The 22,468-nt window shown below is 46.7% G+C and carries 14 protein-coding genes; all 14 read right to left on the reverse strand.

Features of this window, described 5'->3' with window-relative positions; translation table 11 throughout:
* On the reverse strand, positions 1–1,097 hold a 1,097-nt coding region (locus ACESLU_RS01930), incomplete at its 3' end, for a sodium:solute symporter family protein (RefSeq protein ID WP_372634358.1).
* Between the two features lie 153 nt (positions 1,098–1,250).
* Positions 1,251–1,841, reverse strand: coding sequence for an RNA polymerase sigma factor (locus ACESLU_RS01935; protein ID WP_372634360.1), 591 nt, complete (start codon positions 1,839–1,841; stop codon positions 1,251–1,253).
* 764 nt (positions 1,842–2,605) lie between these two features.
* Complete coding sequence (locus tag ACESLU_RS01940) at positions 2,606–3,835, reverse strand: M14 family zinc carboxypeptidase (RefSeq protein ID WP_372634362.1); 1,230 nt, start codon at positions 3,833–3,835, stop codon at positions 2,606–2,608.
* A gap of 63 nt (positions 3,836–3,898) precedes the next feature.
* Positions 3,899–5,392 carry a PKD domain-containing protein gene (locus ACESLU_RS01945; protein ID WP_372634364.1) on the reverse strand — a complete coding sequence of 498 codons (1,494 nt, stop codon included), beginning with the start codon at positions 5,390–5,392 and terminating at the stop codon, positions 3,899–3,901.
* A 179-nt stretch (positions 5,393–5,571) separates the two neighbouring features.
* A complete protein-coding gene (locus ACESLU_RS01950) occupies positions 5,572–7,929 on the reverse strand; it encodes a dienelactone hydrolase family protein (protein WP_372634367.1) in 2,358 nt (785 codons plus the stop codon).
* Positions 7,930–8,045: 116 nt separating this feature from the next.
* Positions 8,046–9,308, reverse strand: coding sequence for an acetylxylan esterase (locus ACESLU_RS01955; RefSeq protein WP_372634370.1), 1,263 nt, complete (start codon positions 9,306–9,308; stop codon positions 8,046–8,048).
* Positions 9,309–9,395: 87 nt separating this feature from the next.
* On the reverse strand, positions 9,396–10,997 hold the full coding sequence (locus ACESLU_RS01960; RefSeq protein WP_372634372.1) for a RagB/SusD family nutrient uptake outer membrane protein: 1,602 nt from the start codon (positions 10,995–10,997) through the stop codon (positions 9,396–9,398).
* A 209-nt stretch (positions 10,998–11,206) separates the two neighbouring features.
* Positions 11,207–14,692, reverse strand: a complete 3,486-nt coding sequence (locus tag ACESLU_RS01965) for a SusC/RagA family TonB-linked outer membrane protein (protein WP_372634375.1) — start codon at positions 14,690–14,692, stop codon at positions 11,207–11,209.
* Positions 14,693–14,758: 66 nt separating this feature from the next.
* Positions 14,759–15,793 carry a FecR family protein gene (locus ACESLU_RS01970; RefSeq protein WP_372634378.1) on the reverse strand — a complete coding sequence of 345 codons (1,035 nt, stop codon included), beginning with the start codon at positions 15,791–15,793 and terminating at the stop codon, positions 14,759–14,761.
* Between the two features lie 193 nt (positions 15,794–15,986).
* On the reverse strand, positions 15,987–16,568 hold the full coding sequence (locus ACESLU_RS01975) for an RNA polymerase sigma-70 factor (RefSeq protein WP_372634380.1): 582 nt from the start codon (positions 16,566–16,568) through the stop codon (positions 15,987–15,989).
* Positions 16,569–16,889: 321 nt separating this feature from the next.
* Positions 16,890–17,609: a DUF1080 domain-containing protein gene (locus ACESLU_RS01980; RefSeq protein ID WP_372634383.1), complete on the reverse strand. Its 720-nt coding sequence runs from the start codon at positions 17,607–17,609 to the stop codon at positions 16,890–16,892.
* A 207-nt stretch (positions 17,610–17,816) separates the two neighbouring features.
* Positions 17,817–18,434 carry a gluconate 2-dehydrogenase subunit 3 family protein gene (locus ACESLU_RS01985; protein ID WP_372634385.1) on the reverse strand — a complete coding sequence of 206 codons (618 nt, stop codon included), beginning with the start codon at positions 18,432–18,434 and terminating at the stop codon, positions 17,817–17,819.
* Between the two features lie 108 nt (positions 18,435–18,542).
* Positions 18,543–20,255 (reverse strand): GMC family oxidoreductase, encoded by a 1,713-nt coding sequence (locus tag ACESLU_RS01990; protein WP_372634387.1) that lies wholly within the window; start codon positions 20,253–20,255, stop codon positions 18,543–18,545.
* 629 nt (positions 20,256–20,884) lie between these two features.
* Positions 20,885–22,456 (reverse strand): RagB/SusD family nutrient uptake outer membrane protein, encoded by a 1,572-nt coding sequence (locus tag ACESLU_RS01995; RefSeq protein ID WP_372634389.1) that lies wholly within the window; start codon positions 22,454–22,456, stop codon positions 20,885–20,887.
* Positions 22,457–22,468: the final 12 nt, after the last annotated feature.

Below are 22,468 nucleotides of genomic sequence, written 5' to 3' on the forward strand. Positions count from 1 at the left end.
AGGCGCAGGGACTGTTTTCGCTTCAGGTTTTGAAACTTTTTAGAAAGGTTGGGCAGAATGTCGCGGGTAATGACCGAGGAAATCGTATTGGCATCGGAGGAGGTCATGGACATCGTATTGGCAAACATGGAGGCCAGCACCAATCCGACCAACCCGGGTGGCAGCAGCTCCTGGGTGATCATGGCATACGATTGCGTAGGGTCTTCCAGGTTCGGTAAAATAATCGGAGCGGCCCACATGGGGAAAAACAGGATGAGCGGCCAGACCAAATATAAAGCTCCTGACAGGAGAGCGGCCTTGCGGGCTTCCGAACCCGAAGGAGATGAGATATAGCGGGTAGCAAGGTTCCATGTTCCACCGTTATAACTCAGCAAATTGATAAACAGGAAGGCCAGTGCAAAGAACGGGGTATACGGGTCATTGAAAAGCTGTCCATTGGCCTCCGGCAGCTGATCCCACATCGTAAAAATCGAATCGACGCCGCCCAGTATCTTCAGTACAATGACAAACATGATGATACCGGCAACGATCTGAACCACAAACTGGGCCAGGTCGGTCCACACGTCGGCCCATAAGCCTCCTACGGTTATATAAATAAGAGAGATTCCCCCGGCCAGCAGTATCCCGTATATCAGCGGGGTTCCCGTAAATCCATTTAACAGAACAGCAATCGCGGCCCATTTCGCCCCTACATCAAATAGTTTGAGCAGTACGCCCGACCAGGCCATCAGCTGCTGGGTAGGCAGGTTGTATCTTGTTTTCAAATATTCCGTGGGCGACTCAATATTAAAATTAGAGCGCAATCGCGTCCACCGCGGCGCAATCAACACAGCTCCCACAAAAATTCCTATCGCTATCGTAAACGCCCACCATACATAGATCGCAAAGCCATGGGTATATGCGAGTCCCGCATAAGCGACAAATACGGCACCGCTGTAACCGGATATGTGGTGGGAAATCCCAGAAAGCCACCAGGGCAACTTACCGCCCGCCACGAAAAAGTCTCCCGAATCATCGACCTCCCGAAACGACCAGAACCCGATAAACACCATGACTAAGAAAAACAGAAATATGACAATCCAATCAAGTAGTTGCATTATTTATTTTTGTCAGTTTTTGTTGACTTTCCCGAACATCTCCGTTATTAGTACAGATCAGGAGATCAAAAGCAATAGAATTAGAAGAGGAGAGAATACTAATAACATTGATAAAATTAAAATGCTATATCCTTGTCACTGTCATACGAAATTCTATACCTGAAACAGGTAAATTATGAGGAGCATGAATAGGTCGGCGTGTTTTTTCAGGTAATTACGTACAAACTTTGAACTCAGGTAATACTGGGTTTTTACAGTATTAACAGAAACCTCATTTTTCTCGGCTATCTCAGCGTTCGAAAGACCTTCAAAACTTTTCATTTGAAAAACTTTTCTTTCTGCCGGCGATAATTTTTTGACGGCCTTTTTCAGAAAATCTAAATATTCTGAATAGATAACCTGATTTTCAATCGGGTTAGACTCAGAGGAGCTATAATCAGTACGTTTCAACTCATTCAAAATCTTTCTGTGATTCTTTTTATCCCGAATCATGTTCAGGACATGATTCTTCAGCATCGTAAATAAAAAGCTCTTTATAGAAGAGGACTCATTAAGTTCATCTCTTTTTTTCCACACCTTTACAAAAATATCCTGTACGGCGTCTTTAGCAAAAATTTCATCTTTGAGATATTTTTTTGACAGGTAATAGAGGGGTTGATGATACTTGTTATAGAGTTCTCTAAACGATTCTCTATCACCTTCTTTAATTCTTTTTAACAGTATATGATCATCTATGCCCTTCATCTTACATTTATCTTACCAATATGGATTATATTTTGCGAACCGTATTATAAGAGGGCTTTGCAAAACCGTTTTTATGGCCAAACTCTGTATTTTTGCGAATCCAAAAACTTCGCATGTGTCTTAGATGCTGCGGATTTAAATTCGTCCAGGCTTTGATTTTCACCAAAATTCCTGGTTTTCAAAGTCCTCTATAAATATGGTAGTGGACCTGAGGAATAGTATTTATCAAAACCTTGTCAGTACATTTCTGATTTGTTTGTCCTTTAAAATATTATCATTTAATATTTTTAGCGATATATATCGATATATATTATAATTTTAGGTAAAAATATAATATCGTTAACAAATCAACTGAATACTACTGATAAATCAACAATTTTACAATCTTTTTTAGTCTTTCTTCTGATACCAAAATTTCCATTTTGATGGCCTTACCCAATAAATACTAACCCTATTAATTACGATTGCTTACATAAGGTATCAATTAAGTATTTTTTTCAAATAGTGCAAGTACTGTCTCCTGAAAAAATTCAGTTTTTGTAAAGAAGTACAACTCTTCCCCGAAGCCATCCGGGACTTGGTTTTTTTGTGAATTTATTCTGGGCTTATAATAAAGAATTTAGAAAAACCCGGCAAACGGCTTATTTTTTAACCTCCGGTGGGCACCCTGGTTATTTAATAATCCTATCCGACCCGGACGAACAGGACCATTTTTCAACTGCCACTGTTAACAGCGTCTTAACCAATCGGGATGATATATATTTTTAATTACCCTGTTTTTCTCTCTTATCATAATAGGCTGCGATACTTTCAATTATAATCTCCCCGGACCTAATATTCGCTTCTTTCGTATAAAGAGAGCCGGCTCCCTCGCAAAGAATACTCGTAGCACCAAATTGCTTGTGTGGTCCATCCGACCAGCTCGTTGCCCCATAACCGGGCATACCTTCCCGCACCGCAAGAGGTTTGATTAAATTATCCGGGTCATTCTCCTCCATAATGTCCCGAAAATCAGTCCATGGTCCCATCACAGAACCCATTTCAGGTCCTTCTCGCAACAGGGGCTCCACAATACCCTGCCAGGTGTGCATCGCCCATATCGAAGTTACCGGTGTGTTCGAATCCATTAACTCTTCCAGGTCCCGCTGCCACTGATAGGCTTCGTGGGTCTGTTCCTCCGGATGAGTCCCTTCTGCCCGGTACGACCGGTTCATATCCACCCCCTCCCCGTTCACGCGGTACCAGCCGTGGGTAGAGGCATCGGGACTCATATAAAAGATAAAATGAGAAATATTCTTCTGCCGGTAATCAGCTCCCTCTTCACTCAGTATCCAGTCAACCATTCCGGCCATCCGCCACTGGGAGTTATGCTCTCCCGGGTGTTGATTCGCAAAATAGTGTACCCAGCGGTCCTCCGGCGAGACGGGACTCTGGGCATCATTAATTTCTAACCGGTACAGGGGACGTCCCTGTATTGATTCGCCGATGGTCTTTAGCGAGGCATCCGGATACTCCGCCCATTCTTTGAGCAGTTTTTCGGCTTCTTTAAACGACATCGGCACTTGTGTACCGACAAATACCTGGTCTTCCTCAAAGGTGGGAAAAGTTAAAATATCATGTTGCGGAGACTCCTGTTTTCCTTTTTCCCAGTGGATCGGCTGCCACTGCTGCCGGTCGTAGGACCAGGACTGGAAGTATTCATTAAAGGACATACCGGGACCGCCGTCAAATTCCACCTCCAGCCGTAAGTCGTTGCCCTTCGCGTTTTGCGTAATCTCAAAATTCAATTTATTGGGCCACTCCGGGTGGTTTGGGGCATGGGCGAGGGCGACCTTAAAATGATTTTCGCCCATTTTTTCGATACGTGCTCCGTCGGACCCATGCGGACCGTCGAAGTTAAAGTCTTCGACCGATAAGGAGCTGCCGGACTCACAGCCCGGCAGGATGATACTGCCTATGAATATTAGTGCAACTAAAGAGATAAAACGCTTCATAAAGGGTATCGGGCTCATAATATTTACGGAATGATGACTGATTGATGAATGTAATTCAATTTGTCAATGTCTGACCCTGACATACAGATGAGCGGTAGCTGTCCCCCGGGAAGTCTCCCGCTGTACCTTTACCAAATAATCGCCGGGCTCATCAAACCGGTGACTCGTCGTTGAATATCCGACCCTGGCGTGATTGTCGGTCTCGATATTAGACTTGACGGTGGCAGGAGCGCTACCATCATCGAAATCCCAGACGTCATATCCTTCCGTTGTCCATCGCGAGCGAACCTGAAAGAATACTTTATCGCCAGGGGCAATATTTTGGGTGGGATAAAACGCCGCATGAATATCCGGAAGGCCTTCGGTCCCGTCACTCCCTTCCTCAAATACTTTTACCACAGCAAAGTCGTAGTCATAGTTCCCTTCGCGGTCAGAAACCTTAACAATTTCACTGTAAGTTCCTGGCTGGCTGTAGCTCTGCTGAATCTCCTCCCCATCCCGGGTTGAACCGTCAGACAGGGTCCATTCGTAGCTGTCAATTTCATTTTTCGCCCATGAATTACCAGCGCTCAGCGTAGCCGTTTCTCCTGCCTGAATAACCTTGTGCGGGCGGGCTACAGCCAGGATCTCAGGGTTATGTTGCCGCTGGTAGGCCTGCCACAGGAAGGCGTATCCCTCCTGGGTGCCCCACAAGCCGGACGGCTGTTTACTTACAATTTCAAAATGAAGATGGGACCATCCGCCGCTGCCTCCCTCCTTGCCGAGCATGCCGAGTTTTTGTCCGGCACGGACCCGCTGTCCGACCTGTAGATCGGGTACTATGGAATCAAAGTGACTATACCGGTAAAACCAGCCGCGGGCATCCCGGATGTACACCACATCATAGCGGGGACTGATCGGTTCCTCGGGCTCCCCTGGCAGGACCTCACCCCGTACGGACACCACCACGCCATCGGTGGCCGCATACACCTCAACCATGTCTTCCGCGCCCCCGAGATCCAGACCGGCATGGTAATACACTGATCCATCAGCACGAGGGGTACCTACGACGGGTTCGTTACTGTATTGGGTAAAGGAGGCCAGCCATCTCTGGTCCACCGGATAAACAAAGGTTCCCGGCCAAATATAGGGAGAGCCGGCAGGCCAAAGGCGGAGGCGAACATCTTTTTCTAATCCCCACCAGTCCATATGAGCCTTTTCAGTATAATCCCGGGTTACGGGACAATCAATCTGAACTCCACCTGCGTTTACGGGAAGGTTATAGTTACCTGAACTCAGTGTTTTTTCTTTGCCCTTTACACGTACAGTCACCTTCACTTCGCGAACAGCCCCCGCTACAGTGTCTGTCACAGGATCCACTGCAAGAAGCTCTACTTCAGTTATACTTCCATCATGCAACTTTATTTCAACGGTTTCCCCAACATTCATATCTACGGTCCTGAGCAGAGGAGCCAGTGGCTGATTCACCTGTGCCTCGGCCGCGACTGCGGTAAAGAAGAACAGTGATACCAATATTAACCGCAGAACCACATTAGAAAAATTAATAATCGTGATCATCAGCTTATTAGTTAAAAAATTATTATTGTCGGATTGTTCTGCAGCAAAACTTTAACGATCGGTTCACAAATAAAGGCAGTTATAATATATATACACCCGGGGGTAAAACCTTGAACATTCATTCATCATCGCACCGGTGAGCGGGATCAAATCATTGGCAACAGCTCAATAGGTTTATTTTAATCGTCTTCTAATAAACCTGAGATCTCATTCAGCCACTCCACCAGATGTTCCTGCTGGGAAGATGAGAAGCCGGTGAATTCATGGGGCGAACGGAATTCAAGGTCTGGGGAAGCATCGAGGATTTCATATATGGATCGTGCCTGTTTTATACTCTGCTCCACATTTTCAAGATCAGCATGCCGGTCCAATTCTGGGGTGAACACCAACAGAGGTCTTGGAGCAATGGAAGAAAGGATTTCTGAGAAGTCGACGGGAATCCTGTTTTCTTCTCCGGCAAAAAAACCGAGTCGCGGAAGGAGTCCGTGCAGATGCGAATAGGTCTTTATCCCTTCTACATGCTCTGTGGCATCTCTCAGGGGGGTAAAAGCACCCGAAACAGCCGTACCGGCGATGCGATCATCCAATGCCGCCGTAAACAGGCTCACCGTCCCTCCCAGGGCAAACCCGGAAAGAAATATTTGGTCCCGGTCCACAAAATCAAAGCTTTCCAGGGCATCCACGGCAGCCCGCGTGTCGGTGACCATCTTGCCCAGTTTGGACCAGTGAGGATAGCGTTCATAAAAATGGGTCCCCTCTTCTATGCGCGTGCCGAAACCGATCAGATCCATGGCCAGAACCGCCATTCCTTCTGACAGGATATCCTCAAAAAGAGCGTTTAAATTGGTAGCGTCAAATCCCGTATTGGAAAAACGGTGCAAGTAGATCACCACAGGCAGCTGACCGTCCTCGCCGGTCTTCATCTCCCCTTCCGCATCGGTTGGATAATACAATCTGCCAATCAGATAGTCACCCATGGCATTATAGGGGGCGATATTCCTGCTTCTGCCATTCGAGACTTCGGGCCGGCTGATAAAACTGTTGAGGTAATCGTCCCTCCCGGTCAGCCGCCGGATCGGACTGGCGGAAACTCCGGCCGGCTCTTCCCCCAAAAGCCAGCTAATATCTTCTTTAATATCCTCTTTTTGTTTTTGCCATTCATCCGCCGATGTTATTTCCTCTCCATTATTACGCGCCCGTAGTGGCCGGTCAGCGGGAATCACCGGAAAATCCTCTGGGTTCACGGTTTCGCCGCTCAACTCTTTCCATTGATCAAACGAATAGTTGTACACCCCTTCGTTCACCCAATCCAGCGTGGTTGTCCGGTCGAACTGAACATCCAGCCAGTCAAGATATGCTTCAATATCCCGGGCCTCAACCGCGTGTTCTCCATCGCGAAGGCGAAGGCCCAGTTTTTCAGGGGCATCGAGAAATGCATATACTTCTTTCAGTGATTGATAATTGTGCTCTATCGCCCACGGCGCTCCGCCGGCCTTCCCTTCTCTTATGGAAGAACTGAGTAACAGCGAATTGGGAGCGATCAGGGATAACAGTGAATTTTGGTCAATCGGCATTTTGTGCTCGCGTCCCCAGTAGAAACGCAACCTCGGATGGAGCCAGTGAGTTCTCCGGGAGACCAGAAACTCGATCTCTTCGTTGGAGTGACGCTTGTCGGTATAGCGGTATGGGATTTCCCCGCCGGTGCCCCCGCTGCTGCTGATGACAGCGGTAATCCGGTCGTCATAAGCCCCTGCAAATACGGACTGTTTCCCATTGCGGGAGTGACCGGTAATGGCGATTTTTGAGCGGTCCACCCGATCAAGCGTATACAAATAATCCACCGCCCGGTGGGCGCCCCAGGCCCGGGTCATAAGGGTACTCCAGTCGTAATCGGGCCACAGCTCCAGGTATTCCCGGGTGTCGTCTTTCGCATCGGCCCCCGCGTATACCAGTCCCATATATCCCCGCCGAACGGCAATCTGGGCCCATCCCCTGTGATTCCACTGGGTCATAAATACGGGAAAGGGACCTTCGCCCGGGGGGGTTAACAGTTCCAGGGTAAGCTTTGCTTTGTTGTTTTCGCCAAACCGCAGCTCGATCATCTCGATTTTGACCCCGTCTTCCACGCTTTTTTCCAACACTTTGGCGGTAATATTTTCAGGCGGCGGCGGAAAGGTGCCGGATAAAATATGCTTCGCCTGCTCTTTTATCCACTGTCTCTTTTGAATCCACTGGGCGGAAGTTCGAACCGGGACGTTTTCCCCACCTTCATCAATCACCAGCGGATCCGGGAGCAATGGGATCGACGGTATTTCCTCAAAGTTCGGGGGCAGGGCGCCTGTGCGTTCCACCCAGTCGAGCCAGGTCTTGTCGTGGAAACTGACAAAATCGTCCGACGGCGGATCTTCCTGCAGTTGTCTCAGCTCTTCGAGGTACGCTTGACGTTTATCTTCATCACTTTGTCCGTATACAAACGGGGATTGAGCAAGAAGAATGAGACATAGAATGAGCAGAATACCGTTTTTGCCTTTGAGCATTTTTTATCAGCTTCCTTTAAGATTAATATGCGGTTTACAATGTAGAATAACCTTCTCCATTCAAAAATCCCATCCCTGACGCGTTGGCTTCAACCGGGCCGGCATTTCCAAATCTCCTACCTCCACAAATGATCTGCAAAATCCATATAGTAATGCCAGTCCTGAGGAGTGAGATTATGTCCCCCGCTGCGAACATGATAGCCGCGGGGACCGGCGACAAGCGGCTGATCCAGCGGCGGCATCTCATCGGCGCGAATAGGTTCATGGCCCCAGAGGGCATACACCGGAGAGGCATGGACAAGCGAGAGAAACTCCCCCCGGGGATCGGCCCACAAATCCTCATCGGCACTGGCCACATAGACGGCCCGCGGTGCAATCAGTGAAAGAAGCATGTGCTGGTCGAATGGCAGGGCCTCTTCGCGATCGTCGAAGGCATCATAATTGCCGGCGAACCAGTGTCTGAAACGATTTACCGCACGAAGGGTTTCCCCGAAGGCCCGGCGGCTCAATGCCGCTCCCCCGCTGCCGGAATTATTTGAAATAACGATTGAAAACCGCTCATCCTCGGCTCCGGCCCAAAGCGAAGCCTTCCCGCCGCGTGAATGTCCCAGTACCGCCACCCTGGAGGTATCGACACGGGAATCGATTTCAAAATAATCCATCACCCGGCTGGCGCCCCATCCCCATGCGGCCAGGGCCATCCAGGCGTCCGGTTCCCTGTCAACCGCGGCTTGTTCACCTTCAAAAAGACGAATGACGCCCTCATGATAATGTTCTTCGTCATCCGGAGCCAGATCGCCATTCTGGATAGCGGCGATGCCGTAACCACGGTCGATGACTTCTTCGGCAGGCCAGAATCCGGATTTTTCCTCTCGCGTCGGATCGGTATTATCAGGGTCGCGGTTGTTCATGAGCAAAAAGACCGGAACAGGCTTTGGTGCTTCATTGGGAAGAAAAAGTATCAGCTCGAATTCGTGACTGCGTCCTTCATGCTGACTGTTGATGGCTACCCGACGCAGGGTAGCGCGGCCGTCCATGGCCTCCGGATCTTCCTCAACGACATCAAAGGAAAGGTTTTCGGGAGGACCCGGCCGGTGGCCATACATATGAGTCCGAAACTGATTGAGAATCTCGCTGCGTCTCTGCTGCCACTGCTCCTTAGTTTGTACCTTCGAGCCACCGGCAGCCTCCAGTGCATCCGGCAACTGGAAATCCGGAACGGCAGACTCCCGCCAGTTATACTGGGGACGCTCCTCTTCTAAATACTCAATCCGGTCGGGATCCGCCTGCCAGCCTTGCTCCTGGGCAAACGACTGCTGACCATAAACAAAAAAGAGCGCGATAGATAGTATAAGGATACGCAGCGGGGAGTATTTCATTGGGGACCTTTATATTATTTTTATAGATACAGGATATTGTAGAAAGCTTGTGTATTTATATTACTTGGTTGCATTGCCTTACCCCACCTACTCACTTATTTCCTCAAGCGGCGGTTCGTTACTTCCGGCCCCGTCATATCCTTCATTTTGATTTATTTTCCCTTGTGTGTTTGCCTCTATGACACTTTGCGGGATGGGCATTAATACATTATGAGGATCAATATGAGATACATCTCCCCTCCATATAGGTTCCGGCTCGTGATAATTATCATTAAGTTCCATAACCCTGTCATAAAACCAATTACTTTCGCTGAAGGAATCCATGCTATACCCATTTCTGTTTTCTGCGGCCATTATATATGAAACCCTTACCATCTCGGAATGCCGGGGTTCCTCCATATATAATTCACGGGCACGTTCATCGAATATATAATCAATTGTGACATCTCCTGCCGTAATGAGCGGAGCGTTGGCGCGATCCCTGACGGCATTTATATCATCAGCGGCGGGACCAAGTTCTCCTTTCCAAAAATAAGCTTCTGCTCTTAACAGATAGGTCTCTGCCAACCGAAATATATACCAATCCGCCTCTCCACCGACTGGTAATCGCGTATTGGGAGAGAGTACGAATGTTTTGTACTGGGGCCATGGATACCAGGTATCAAAGGTATCGATTAACGAACCATAGAACTCTTTGGTAAAGGGTTCTCCGTACTGTGGTGAACCTTCATGGCAGCCTTTGATTTCATTCATCTCCGTCCAGTTTATGTCGGCCCTTCTTTCGTCGGGAGTATCTTCCCAGGTATACGTGCCATCATTCCAAATCTTATAGTGCCAGAAGTTGTTTGTTCGAACGTCCGCATTACCTATCCCCAGGGTATCACCTGTGGGAGTACTCCAGTTACACATGCGATTGCCGTTTTCGTCCAGTATTTTCCAGTACGAGGGTGTCCAGTTCCTGCTGGTATAACTGCCTCCGGACCTTGCACCCGAAGCAACATCCGGCCGGTCTATCGTTGCATAAATCGTCTCGGTATTTTGCGCACTATTCTTATTTTGCCAGCGATGTAAATCCCATTGGACATTTCGCTTCGGGTCGTCCGCATCAATGCCAAACCGTTCCGTCATCAGTGCATGCGGACCATCAATCAGTCGATTGGCTGCTGCTATTGCACCGTCGTAATCCAAATTGGCAAGGTATACTTTCGTCAACAGGTGAGTAGCTGCTGCTTTCGTTACGATTCCCTGGCTGGGCATCGTTTCAGGAAGCCACTCTTCTGCCCATTCAAGATCCGATTGTATTTTATCAAGGATGGCTTCTCTCGTATACGTTTGAAAATCAAGTTTCGCACCTTCCAATTCCTCGCCTATCCAGGGAACATCACCATAGGTATGAACTAACCGATAGTACCAGTATGCCCGGTGCCAGTAAGCTTCCGCCAGGATACGATTTTTGTCTTCCTCGCTGTCAAATTCGACATCATCTATCCTCGAAACCAGCACATTGGTATCCTTGATAAATTCATAGGAATCATCAAAATAACTGAGATAGGGCCATGTAGGACCGTCGCTTGGAGTGACATCTCTAAGATCAGCGGGATCAATGGTGATGGCTACATCCGAAAGGATATGGTCCATGGCTATGGGATGGTGCCACCCCGTATTTTCATACATGAGATTCTTTCTCATTGTTACCAGTAATGATTCAAATCCTGCTTCATCGATATAGACATTGTCAGGATTAAAGAATGACTTCGGGTTAGGCGATAAATCTGCACACGAACTCATATTCATGAACAGAAGTACTGCTATTAAAACTGAACTTAACTTGGTTAGCCGTTCCATAATTTAATGCTTAGTATATTTAAAGTTTTTATTCTGGCACAGATCAACAAAATTTACAATGATAAATTTATCCCAATTGTATAAGTACTGGGCATCGGAGAACTGCCTGATTCCGGATCCCAGTGCGGCCATTTAGTAAAAGTGGCAAGGTTTCGAGCACTACCAAAAACCCGAAGATTCTGCAGAGGCAGTCGCTCGGTAAGAGCTGAAGGGAGAGCATAAGCAACAGAAAAATCCTGAATTCTCACAAATGAACGGGGCTTATAAATCATTAATCCCCCTCCATATGGTCCCGTACGAAGATCCAGCCGGGCATATTCATTGCTTGGGTTTTGAGGTGTCCAATATGGGATGGGGCCAACATGCCTGTTACGCCTGTCGTTTGATTCCTCGCCAGGATTCAAGGCCCCGGGATATGCTCCTATATGACCCAGATCTGCCCGAATAAACATCGAGGCCGTCCAGTTGCCTAAAAAAGAAACTTCATTTCTCAACCCAAGGCGGTATCGCGGCTGTTCGTGGCCAATAAATCGCTTGTCATCTTCTGCCCTGTAATTATTATCGCCATTGACATCGAGGGCTTTAAAGTCCCCCGGTCTCAGGCCATATTCAGCAGCCATCTCAGCCTCATCCTCTTGCCATACTTCCACATTATCATAGTCCCACACGGCGTCAATAGCGCGATCTATAAACCACTGATTCGTAAAGTCAGGAAGTTCTCCACTGCGAGTCTCACCTAAAAGCGTGTATTCCCCCTGATCACCGAAAAGCGATTTTATTTTATTTCGATTCAGTGAAAAAACAAGTTCTGAACTCCAGTTAACATCTGAAGAGTTAATATTATTACTTCGCAATGTTAGCTCAAAACCCCGGTTGTTCAGCTTCCCAAGGTTTGTCGTCACATTATCAAATCCCGTTAGTGCAGGTAGTCGACGATCCATCAACAAATCAGTGGTTGTTGCATCATAGGCATCCATCGTCAGGCTAATACGGCTCTCCAACAGCTCGACATCTAATCCAACATTAAATGATTCTGTTCTTTCCCAAACCAAACCGGGGTTCGCCAGAGAGGAATTATAAACCCCCACCTGGGTACTTGAACCGTCATACCACAGGTTGGAACCAAGCTGAGCCAGTGCAGAATAAGGACCTATATCCCGGTTGCCATTGACCCCCCAGGACAATCTGAGTTTTAACTGATTAATGGGATCAATATCAAAAAACTCTTCTTCTGAGATCTGCCAGGCTATAGCAGCTGCCGGGAATGTCGCCCGGGGCTCATCCTGTCCAAAGGCAGAATAACCATCTCTTCTAATAGAGGCCGTTAAAAGATATTTATCCATTAACGTGTAATTCAGCCGGGCCATCATACCATCACCCGAAGTTTCGGTATCGTACGTTTCTATCTCGGGATTATCTCCAAACTGCAACCCATGATAGCCAAGCTGTTCGTTGGGAGCGAAATTACGATTAAGCATAAATTCAGATAATTCATTACTCTCCTCGACCGTATACAGCAGTGTTACATCGAAATCATGGATACCCACTTGCTTGTTCCATTTTACCAGGTTATCCACCATCCATTCGTATTGTGAGTATCGGTCCCTGAATCCTTCGCTTTGATCCTGATCCGGGTCACCCCCAAATCGTACATCCGTTGAACGAAACTCAAGATGCCTCATGGTTTCATACCGCGGCTGGAACGACAAATTGTACTCGATGCCGAAAGGAAGTGAAACATCAGCGTAAACATTAGAAAAGAAACTGTTCACGCGCCGGTCTCTGTCACGCAGTTTATGCTCTAACAATGGGTTATTCGTATGTCCATGTGCCAGTCTCTCTAAATTACCCTGATCGTCATATACTTGTCCAAACGGACTGTTCGCATAAAACATACTGGCGGGTACGCCCCCCTCGTCACGATCAGAAAACTGTGCATTTACACCAACATTTAACCACTCGACGACTTCTAAATCTATATTTAACCTCGAACGTACCGTTGAATATTCTTCTCCAACCCGGAGTCCTTCATTATCGGTGTAACCGATAGACCAGTAATAAGTAGCCCTGTCTGAACCACCTGAGACACTAAGGTCATGCTGTTGTCTTATACCGTTTTGCATAACAACGTCGTACCAATCAGTGGTCTCTCCATTAATATAGTTCTCCTGTTCTATAGGAAAGAATGCCAAACGCCTTAAGTATTCCCTTGTATTATCCTCAAGAGGGCTCTCACTCAAGTTACGCCATTCATCGCGACTCATATCATCAGGCAACTCTTCCGGACTGGTATAGTAGTGATATTCCTGACCAGGAAATACGGTTCTGAACCAATCCGCTCTAAAATCTATATATTCTTCAGGACCAAACGGTCTGCGTTCTTTGGTCGGGGTGGTCACCCCTACTCTGCTGGAATAATCGATAGTCGGCTTGCCAATATTCCCCTTTGAAGTTGTTATAAGCACAACTCCTGAAGCTGCTTTAGCACCATATATGGCAGCTGAACTGGCATCTTTTAAAATATCAACGGTTTCAATATCATTCGGATTTATATCACGCAGGCTGCCATTATATACGGCCCCATCAAGCACTATCATCGGGTCAGTGCCAGCTGTTAATGACGTCGGCCCTCTTACTTCCATTGAGCTTCCACCGGCCGGATCGGTACTTTGATTGGCAGAGAACCCGGCGATTGTTCCCGCCAACATATCTCCGAGCTGTGTTATATTTTGATTTTGGAAAGTCTCTTTTTCTATTCGATCTACAGATCCAGTCAGATCCCGCCTCTCCTGCGTCCCATAACCTACCACTATAACTTCATCCAGTCTTCCCAGGTCCTGTTCCAGAACAACATCAATCACTCTCTGTTCTCCAACAGTTATTTTCTGGGTTTTATACCCTATGAAAGAAAATACAAGCACCGATTCAGGTCCGGGGACCTCAAGACTGTATTCACCATCCACATTCGTGGAGGTACCTGTGGTCGTTCCCTCAACCGAAATGTTAACCCCGGGAAGTGGTTCTCCGGTTTCGCCATCAATGACCGATCCTGTAACTTCTACCTGCGCTTGCATATCCCTCAACTGATCAAGCGATTCGTAGATCAATAGATAGCCATCCCTTGAAAACAGATAGTCAAGCTTTGTTCCCTGTAGTACATAATCCAAGGCATCACTGACGCTTATCTTGTTGTTTACCAGCGTCACTTCTTTTTTTTCCATGATATCACCACGATAGGTCAGCTTCATTCCTGTGATATCCGCAATTTCCTTTAGCGCTTTTTCGACCGTCAATCCGTTCACTTCAACGCTTATTTCAGTGTCGAAATCAGCCTTGTAAAAAGCCTCCGACTCTTCCAGCATCGTTGCATATGATATTTCATTGGACGTGTATTTTTGCTGATCCTGGACTTGTAGCGAATGTAGATCCATTGGCAGGAACCCAAAGATTATTATACAAGCCATCCCGAATCGAATATATTGTATCCATTTACCCATTTGCCTATTTCCTCTTTTTAAAATTAACATTTTAATATCCATTATTTATTTAAACCTGTTTGACCTTATCACCTTCAAATAATTATCTGGCTGGTTGTTACAACTATTTCAAGGCTTGTAAAACATGATATTCTGCTCCTCCTTACGATATTCCATTTTCATGGAAGCAGAGAGAACCTTCAAAATTTTTTCTAATTTAACATCCTCGAACGTACTGGTAAAAGGAACCTCCAGGATATCTTTATCTTCAACAGTAATATCTACATTAAATTCGCGTTCAATCTGGCGAAAGACATTCTTAAACGGAGTATTATCAAAATATAATCCCCCATTTATCCATAGCAAGTGCTTTTCAATGTCAATATTTTGAACGTGTGTAAGCCCCTTACCTTCAATCACGCTTGTATACTGTCCTTCCGTAAGCAATACCCTGTCCTTTTGTTGGCGGTGATCCTCTGAGACTGAATTAACAGCTACCTTTCCTTCTCGGACTCCCACACTTACTTCTGAATCTTCTTCCCATGCCCTGACATTAAACTTGGTGCCGACTACTTCAACTTCAACATTATTCACATGCACAACAAAGGGTTTCTCTGTATTCGAAGCTACTTCAAAGTAAGCCTCACCCTTCAATTTTATTTCCCGTTTAGCCTCCTGGAAAGCTTTGGGATATTTAAGGGAGCTGGCAGCATTCAACGTTATAACTGTTCCATCGGAAAAAGTTAGCTGAGCACGCTCACCATTCTCAGTATTGACGCTTTGCATTTCAACTTGAGATATCGAGGAAACAGTCTCTATATTACTTTCATCAATATATTGCCATGAAAACCAACCAATAAATGCCATCAGCAAAATGGCAGCAGCGGCACGTACCAATACTCCCATTTGATAATGCTGTCTATCATTTCTTTGCCGGGAGGTCTGCTTTCTCACTTCTCGCACCTGAAATCTGTCCCACGCATCTTTTACGCTGACCTCAAAATCCTCCTCCGGTGTTAACGACCAGATTTGCTCCACTTCTTCTACTAATTTCCTGGTAGTTGGATCGTTCTCCATCCAACCCTCAACTTTACGCTGTTCTGACGCCGAACAACGACCGGAAACATAGCGCTGTATTACTTTCCACTTGTATTCAGTCGACATTATCTTAATATTCTCGATCTACTTTATTAGTTAGACGATCGAAAAAACAGATACCCTGCATTTTTTTTTTGAAATAAATTTAAAATCACCTCCTTCAACGGTATTTACCACAACAATGCTTTCAGGGGTTGTGGACAGTGACCGGTTTTTTGAAAGCAACCGTATAGCACGTTATGATTATATTCTGCGGTTCTTATACGGTCAAAGAAGCGATAATAAGAAAGGGCAGCAGATAGGACAGACGTTTCCGCAGTCTTTTTAATGTCCGTGTCATTTGCGACTCCACCGTTTTCACCGAAACATCCATAACTTCGGCAATTTCCTCATAGGTTAAGCCATCATGCCGGTGTAATTTGTAGGTCATCTTGCTCCGGGGCGGGAGGGCCTCTATTTCTTTGCTTATGGCTTCACGGATCTGCTGTTGGCGGCGGGTATCCTGAAAATTTATGGTGGGATACTCCCTCTTTTCCATCCATTGGGGATCATATTCACCTCGTACTTGCTCATGTTTCAGGTAATCCAGCGCCTGGTGCTTGACAGACTGGTAAAGGTAGAGTTTCAAAGAACTGGTGGGGTTCCATTCCTTTTTCTTGTCCCAAATATCGGCAAAAACCTCCTGGACCAACTCCTCTGCAATTGCTTTGGATTTTACATACCGCCAGGCGAAACGAGATAATTTATAAAAGTACCTCTTGAATAATCGCTCGAAAGCCCGTTCATCACCCTGACGGATTCTATTTATCCACCCCTTTTCATTGTTTTCTCTTAACTTCATCCAAATTTCTTAGGTAACCAACAAATGCCGGTCTTAAAAAAGGGGCTTTTTGCCAAAAAGTAAATAAGTTATTTTTATTAATCCTATTAGAAAATTAGAAAGTACCTACCTTAGTATACCTTGAATAATATTATTTGACCTATTAAACTTTATTTGACAATTACCACTCTTCCCGTCTCCGAGCTGGCCATAAATATTATTCGGATGAAGGATCGCTTTTTCTTATTACACCGGGAATCCACAGAGAAATCAAATCTCAGTAAATTACAGAAGGGATGTTTGGGTTTTTAATACCATTCTGGGTGAATATGCTACCCGAAATCATTCGAGCTCCCTAACTTTGATATTGCGAAATTCTATCCTGTTCCCATGATCCTGCAGGCCTATGTATCCTTCACGGGCGTCGCCGAATTCGGGATGTTCAAGGAACTTGCTGTTGCGAATCATCTCGTACCACTGGTTGGTCCACAGTTCATATTCCACTACTTTTTCCCCGTTTTGCCAGTGCTCAATACTCGAGCCGTCCGCTACAATTTTCACGGAATTCCACTGGCCAAAAGGGTTTGTGTTTTGTGGCTGCGCCGGTATGAGATCATATAACGAACCCGCCTTGCGATTGCCGTTTTCTCCCTGCTCGGCATCGGGGTGATTTTCGTTGTCCAGGATCTGTACCTCCGGGGCCGACCAATAGATAGGCTGGGTTGGCTGCTCCATAGCACGGTAGAAAATGCCCCCGTTCGCCCCTTTGTCCGCCTTCCATTCCAGCTTCAGCTCAAAGTCCCCATATTTTTGCTGAGTAATGATATCTCCTCCCCCACCATCCGATAATACCACTAACCTGCCATCTTCAACCGTCCATCCCTGTTCGGGAAAGGCTTCCTTGTTATAGCCCCGCCAGTGATCGGTCGTTTCTCCATCAAACAGCAAGGTCCAGCCCTCGTTTTTCTCTTCTTCTGACAACTCGTTGTGCTGGGCCTGACTCGTGCAACTGCTTGTGACAAGCAATGCCAGTGATAAACTTAACACGGATAAAAATTTCATAGCATTCATTTATGTATAAGGTTAGTTATAACAGGTTGATGATTATCTTCCCCCAAAAAAAGAAGTACACAAGTACTGGGACCCTACCGGCGTTTTTCCTCTAAGTGACTTCGGGCTCCTGAACAATAAATATGCGCCTATTTCATGTTAACCAGCAAACATATTTCTTAAATCTTTGGCCCATCTGTACAGGTAAGGTAAAAAAAATCAGGCGGTATTTCTTTTTTTGTCATCCAGTCCCAGATGTTCGAGGGCTTCATGAGAACAGCCCTGCCAGTCGTAGGGCTGGTTGCCCATATAGCCGATATCTTCAATTCCGATTTTACTCGACCAAAAACCCGAGGCAACCAGGTCTCTGAACCGGTTAAAAAAGGTAACACCCGGCTGCATTTCGGGTTTCGCCGCATCCGGGTACGCAATCTCGTCGAGCATTTCGGTTTTCTCTTCCTCGGTGCAGTCTATAAATTTCCTGTCGAATCGTTTCTGGCACTGTACATCCAGCCAGCTTAGTCCGCCACGGATGGGCGTCTGGTTTGCGGGACGATCCAGCATCATGAAATCGATAAACTCCGGCACGCCGGCATCTTCGGCATTGCCGGAACGTTCATCGGCTGGAATGACCATATTGGCCAGCTGGCGCACCGTTTCAAATTCATGATCGGTAAAGAACTGGGTTTCCCATTTCTCAAGGTCTTCTTCTGTTACATGCTTCCAAAACTTGTGTTGTTTTGCAGCCTCTTCGGGCGCCTGCTCGCAGCCGGTCATCGCAAAACTGGCTGCCAGCGTTCCCAGGGACAACGTTTTTATCGCATCTCTTCTGTCCATAGTGTTAGTAGTCTTTAGTCATAAGCCGCAAGTCACGAGTAAGTATCGGAAACCTGGAGGATCATCAAGTGCTCCTAACTTCTCAAGGCACATGACTCACGGCTATAATTATATATTTCCTTTATTCATTTGATCGGCAATATACTCCGACGTTCTCATCGACAGGGCCAAAATAGTCCATGTGATATTTTTGTGCGCCATAGATACAAACGGTCCCCCGTCAGCAACAAACAGGTTGGGAACGTCGTGTGCCTGACAATACTTGTTGAGTACTGATGTATCGGGATCATCTCCCATTCGGGTAGTGCCGCACTCATGGATAATTTCACCCGGATTGGTAATACCATACCCTTCTTCCCTGGGAGGAATGTCCCACAGCGGCGTGCCGCCCATCTCTTCAATGATACTGTGAAACGTTTCCTGCATGTGTTTTACCTGGTTATACTCCTGGTCACTCCACTCATAATTGAATCGCAATACCGGAATGCCCCATTCATCTACAACATTGGGATCTATTTCGCAGTAATTATCCTCATACGAAATAGCCTCTCCCCGGCCTGAAAAGCCAACCATGGAACCATAGTAGCGACGGTAATCTTCTTTTAATTGTTTTCCATAGCCACCACCCCCTTTGGGGCGATCATCATAAATATCGGTGTAGTTCTGGATACCCCCCATAAATCCATAGCTTGGCATCCCGCGTCCGCCCCACAGTTCAACATGATAGCCCCGGGCGAAGTCCAAGTTGCTGTTGTCTTCCCACCAGGGGATGTATAAATGCATCCCGCCGGTACCGTCCTCATTATGCGCAGGCGAATTCATCAGGTCCGGAATAAGCCCCATCACCGATGTTCCGGTTGAATCATTAAGGTATTTCCCGACCACCCCGCTCGAATTGGCAAGCCCATTGGGAAAATCAGCAGACGTTGAATTCAAAAGCAACCGGGCGGATTCGCAGGCACTGGCCGCTAATATTACAATCCTGGCCTTCACTTTATATTCTTGCTGGTCTTCTTTATTAACGTACGAAACCCCCGTTGCCCTCCCATCGCTGTACGTCACTTCACGAACCATAGCACCGGTCTTAATTTCCAGATTTCCTGTTTCCAGTGCCGGCGGAAGCAATACGGAAGGCGACGAAAAGTTAGAATGCGTGGAACAGCTGCGATTACATTGTCCGCAATAATGGCAGGCCGCACGATCATTATGAGACTCCGTGATAATCGACAAACGGGATGGAATACAGGGAATACCCATGTCATCACAGGCATCCTTAATCAAATATTCATAACAACGGGGCTCAGGGGGATCCATATAAATCCCGCCGGGAGCATTCGGAATACCTTCCTTCGTTCCAAAAAGCCCAATAAGCCGATCTATCCGGTCATAATAGGGTTTTATGTCCTCATAGTTAATGGGCCAATCATCACCGTGCCCGTCAATACTCTTCCCATTAAAATCATCCGGACCAAAGCGCAGCGAAATACGTCCCCAGTGATTCGTACGCCCTCCCAGCATCCGGCCGCGAAACCAGTCAAAATTACTGCCGTTCTTTTGGGTATAAGGCTCACCTTCAATATCCCAGCCGCCAAAGCAGGCATCAAATTCACCGAAGGGCTGCAGGCGGGTGCTGGCCCCGCGGCGGGGCGACTCATAGGGCCAGGTGAACATGGCGAAATCTTCCGAATCGAACCATCCCCCGGCTTCCAGCATAATGACATTTGCCCCCGCCTTGGTAAGTTCATGCGCGGCCATTCCGCCGCCAGCTCCGGAACCTACAATACAAACATCATATTCTTCGGGACTTTCTTTAATTTGCATAAATGGTACTCTGTAAAGTTTTATACGTTATATCTATATCTCAAATTAAAAGAAGGCTTTGCAAAACTGTTCTTTTGGCCAATTGCTTCATTTTCGCACACTCACATATGCCTTATTTGCTGTGGTTTCGAATGCGCTCAGGCTTTGATATTTCCCGATGCTTCGGGACTGGTTTTTCAAAGCTTTCTAAAACTACTGGTGTGTAAATAGCAACTACATGGGCTTTCTAATCATATCATTTCTATTCATATCATAAAATAGAATGCTGCATTCTAAATGAAATATATTCGAGATGCAAATCCAACAACAAGAAAGTAGGGCATGTTGGTCTGTAATTTCAATAAAAGTTCCTTCAGCCCTCACTGTCCATCGCTTTATTTAACATGTCCCGCAAAAAAAGCACTTCCGTTCCGACATGTGCCGCTGTAGAACAAGCTCTTTCACTAAGGAGCATCAATCATACCGACTTCTACTTCAGTGTTCCCGAACTATTCAGAATCTCTTAACCCGCCTGAGCTCTTTGGGCAAACGGATAAAGATAAGCACGGAAATCCTTATGCCCCCCACAACCAGCACATTCAGCTCACTGGCTGATTTTGCAAAACAGCCTTTAACATTTATAACTCGGGTTAATAACCGGGATTTTGCTCAAGTGCAGGGTTGGTCTGGATTTCATCATCGGGAAGCGGATACAACAGATGATGTTCTTCATATGTTTGTCCCCAGTTATTGGATTGACCAACCACATCAACAAAGGTGATCTCACCCGGATTACTTTCTGATGGTACGGGGTACTGCCGGGTTCGCTGAATATCCGACCAGATCTTAAAGTTCAGGGCCAATTCACGAAGTCGTTCCTTCCAAACTTCCTCAACGAATTCCTGTTCAGAAAGCCCGCTCAAGGAAGCTTCAATTTCATTTCTGTCCGTTTGCCAGTAGGCCCTGCTTCTGACATCCGTAAGGTAAGAAACGGCCTCGTTCGTTACGCCCTCGGAACGGGCGATCGCTTCGGCCGCAATTAACAACACGTCAGCATAGCGATACACTCTTATATCACGTCCCCCTCTGCCCGTCTCAAAGATAGCTTCTTCCTCGAACCACAGGTAGGGAGCCCATTCTCCAAATTGATATTGTTGTCCACCGCGTTCAAATGAATTATAAAACAACTGCTGGTTCTGTATTCGAAGATCCTCATCCGGATTATAAAACCAGGTAAATTCTTCAATAGGCCGATAGGCATTCAAGGTACGCCCATAGTTAATACCTTCCGGTCGTACAACGCCCGGAACCGTGATACGGGGATACTGGCTGGGAGCGATCTCCGATTCATATTCTATTCCATAAATATACTCCCGGTCCGTATCAGAGGTACGCATTTTATTATAAGCGCTCTCCCCGACGGATTCTCCGTGTTGTATCAATTCATGCGATCCAGACTGAATAACGGTTCTGGCAGCATCCGCAGCACTTGCATAATTAGCCGTTTGCTGAAGAGGATAACCGGCCATTTGGAGATAAACATCAGCCAGGAGAGTAGATGCGGCGGCCTCCGTTATCCTGTAGCCGTTCATTGAAAAAGCACCCTCGACTAATGATCCCTGATTCAGTGCCCATTCCAGGTCCGCTATAACCTGATCATATACCGTTTCAGAACTGGTACGTTCCACTTCTATGTTCTCTAGACTTTCTACCGGTTCCGTTATTAACGGTACATCACCAAAGAATTTAACTAATGAGAAATAATTAAGGGCTCTAAAAAAACGGGCTTCTGCCAGTAATTGATTCTTTTCGTCGTCAGATAGTCCCGCCATATCGGGGATGTACTTCAAGGCTGTATTCGCCCTGGATATCACTTCATAGTGGCCCGACCACCACCCATCAAAGAATTGGTTTAACACTTCGGGGCCTACCTGGAGATCCTGGGCGACCTGACCCTGTATGCGTTCGCCTTTCCCTTCGTTATCGAAATAGCCGGACATATATCCACCCATCATAACATCGGCCCCGCCAAAACCCCCGGAATCGTAGAAGCCGGCACCCTGACCGTCACGGTACAGCCCATTTACCAATCCCCGGGCTCCTTCCGGCGTATTCAGTAACTGGTCCACAGAAATTTCATCCTTAGGCGTTTCCGCCAGGAAATTATCGCACGAGCTGAATGCCCAAAAAGATAATACAAGAATAAACACTAACTTCTTCATAGTATTCGGATA

It is taken from the genome of Fodinibius sp. (assembly GCF_041642155.1).
Classification (GTDB): Bacteria; Bacteroidota; Rhodothermia; order Balneolales; family Balneolaceae; genus Fodinibius.

Coding starts and splice junctions, on each gene's coding strand:
- ACESLU_RS01990 (WP_372634387.1), bottom strand. CDS start 20,255: ATGCAAATTAAAGAAAGTCCCGAAGAATATGATGTTTGTATTGTAGGT.
- ACESLU_RS01985 (WP_372634385.1), bottom strand. CDS start 18,434: ATGGACAGAAGAGATGCGATAAAAACGTTGTCCCTGGGAACGCTGGCA.
- ACESLU_RS01980 (WP_372634383.1), bottom strand. CDS start 17,609: ATGAAATTTTTATCCGTGTTAAGTTTATCACTGGCATTGCTTGTCACA.
- ACESLU_RS01960 (WP_372634372.1), bottom strand. CDS start 10,997: ATGAGAAAGAATCTCATGTATGAAAATACGGGGTGGCACCATCCCATA.
- ACESLU_RS01995 (WP_372634389.1), bottom strand. CDS start 22,456: ATGAAGAAGTTAGTGTTTATTCTTGTATTATCTTTTTGGGCATTCAGC.
- ACESLU_RS01955 (WP_372634370.1), bottom strand. CDS start 9,308: ATGAAATACTCCCCGCTGCGTATCCTTATACTATCTATCGCGCTCTTT.
- ACESLU_RS01975 (WP_372634380.1), bottom strand. CDS start 16,568: ATGAAGTTAAGAGAAAACAATGAAAAGGGGTGGATAAATAGAATCCGT.
- ACESLU_RS01945 (WP_372634364.1), bottom strand. CDS start 5,392: ATGATCACGATTATTAATTTTTCTAATGTGGTTCTGCGGTTAATATTG.
- ACESLU_RS01935 (WP_372634360.1), bottom strand. CDS start 1,841: ATGAAGGGCATAGATGATCATATACTGTTAAAAAGAATTAAAGAAGGT.
- ACESLU_RS01940 (WP_372634362.1), bottom strand. CDS start 3,835: ATGAAGCGTTTTATCTCTTTAGTTGCACTAATATTCATAGGCAGTATC.
- ACESLU_RS01965 (WP_372634375.1), bottom strand. CDS start 14,692: ATGGATATTAAAATGTTAATTTTAAAAAGAGGAAATAGGCAAATGGGT.
- ACESLU_RS01950 (WP_372634367.1), bottom strand. CDS start 7,929: ATGCTCAAAGGCAAAAACGGTATTCTGCTCATTCTATGTCTCATTCTT.
- ACESLU_RS01970 (WP_372634378.1), bottom strand. CDS start 15,793: ATGTCGACTGAATACAAGTGGAAAGTAATACAGCGCTATGTTTCCGGT.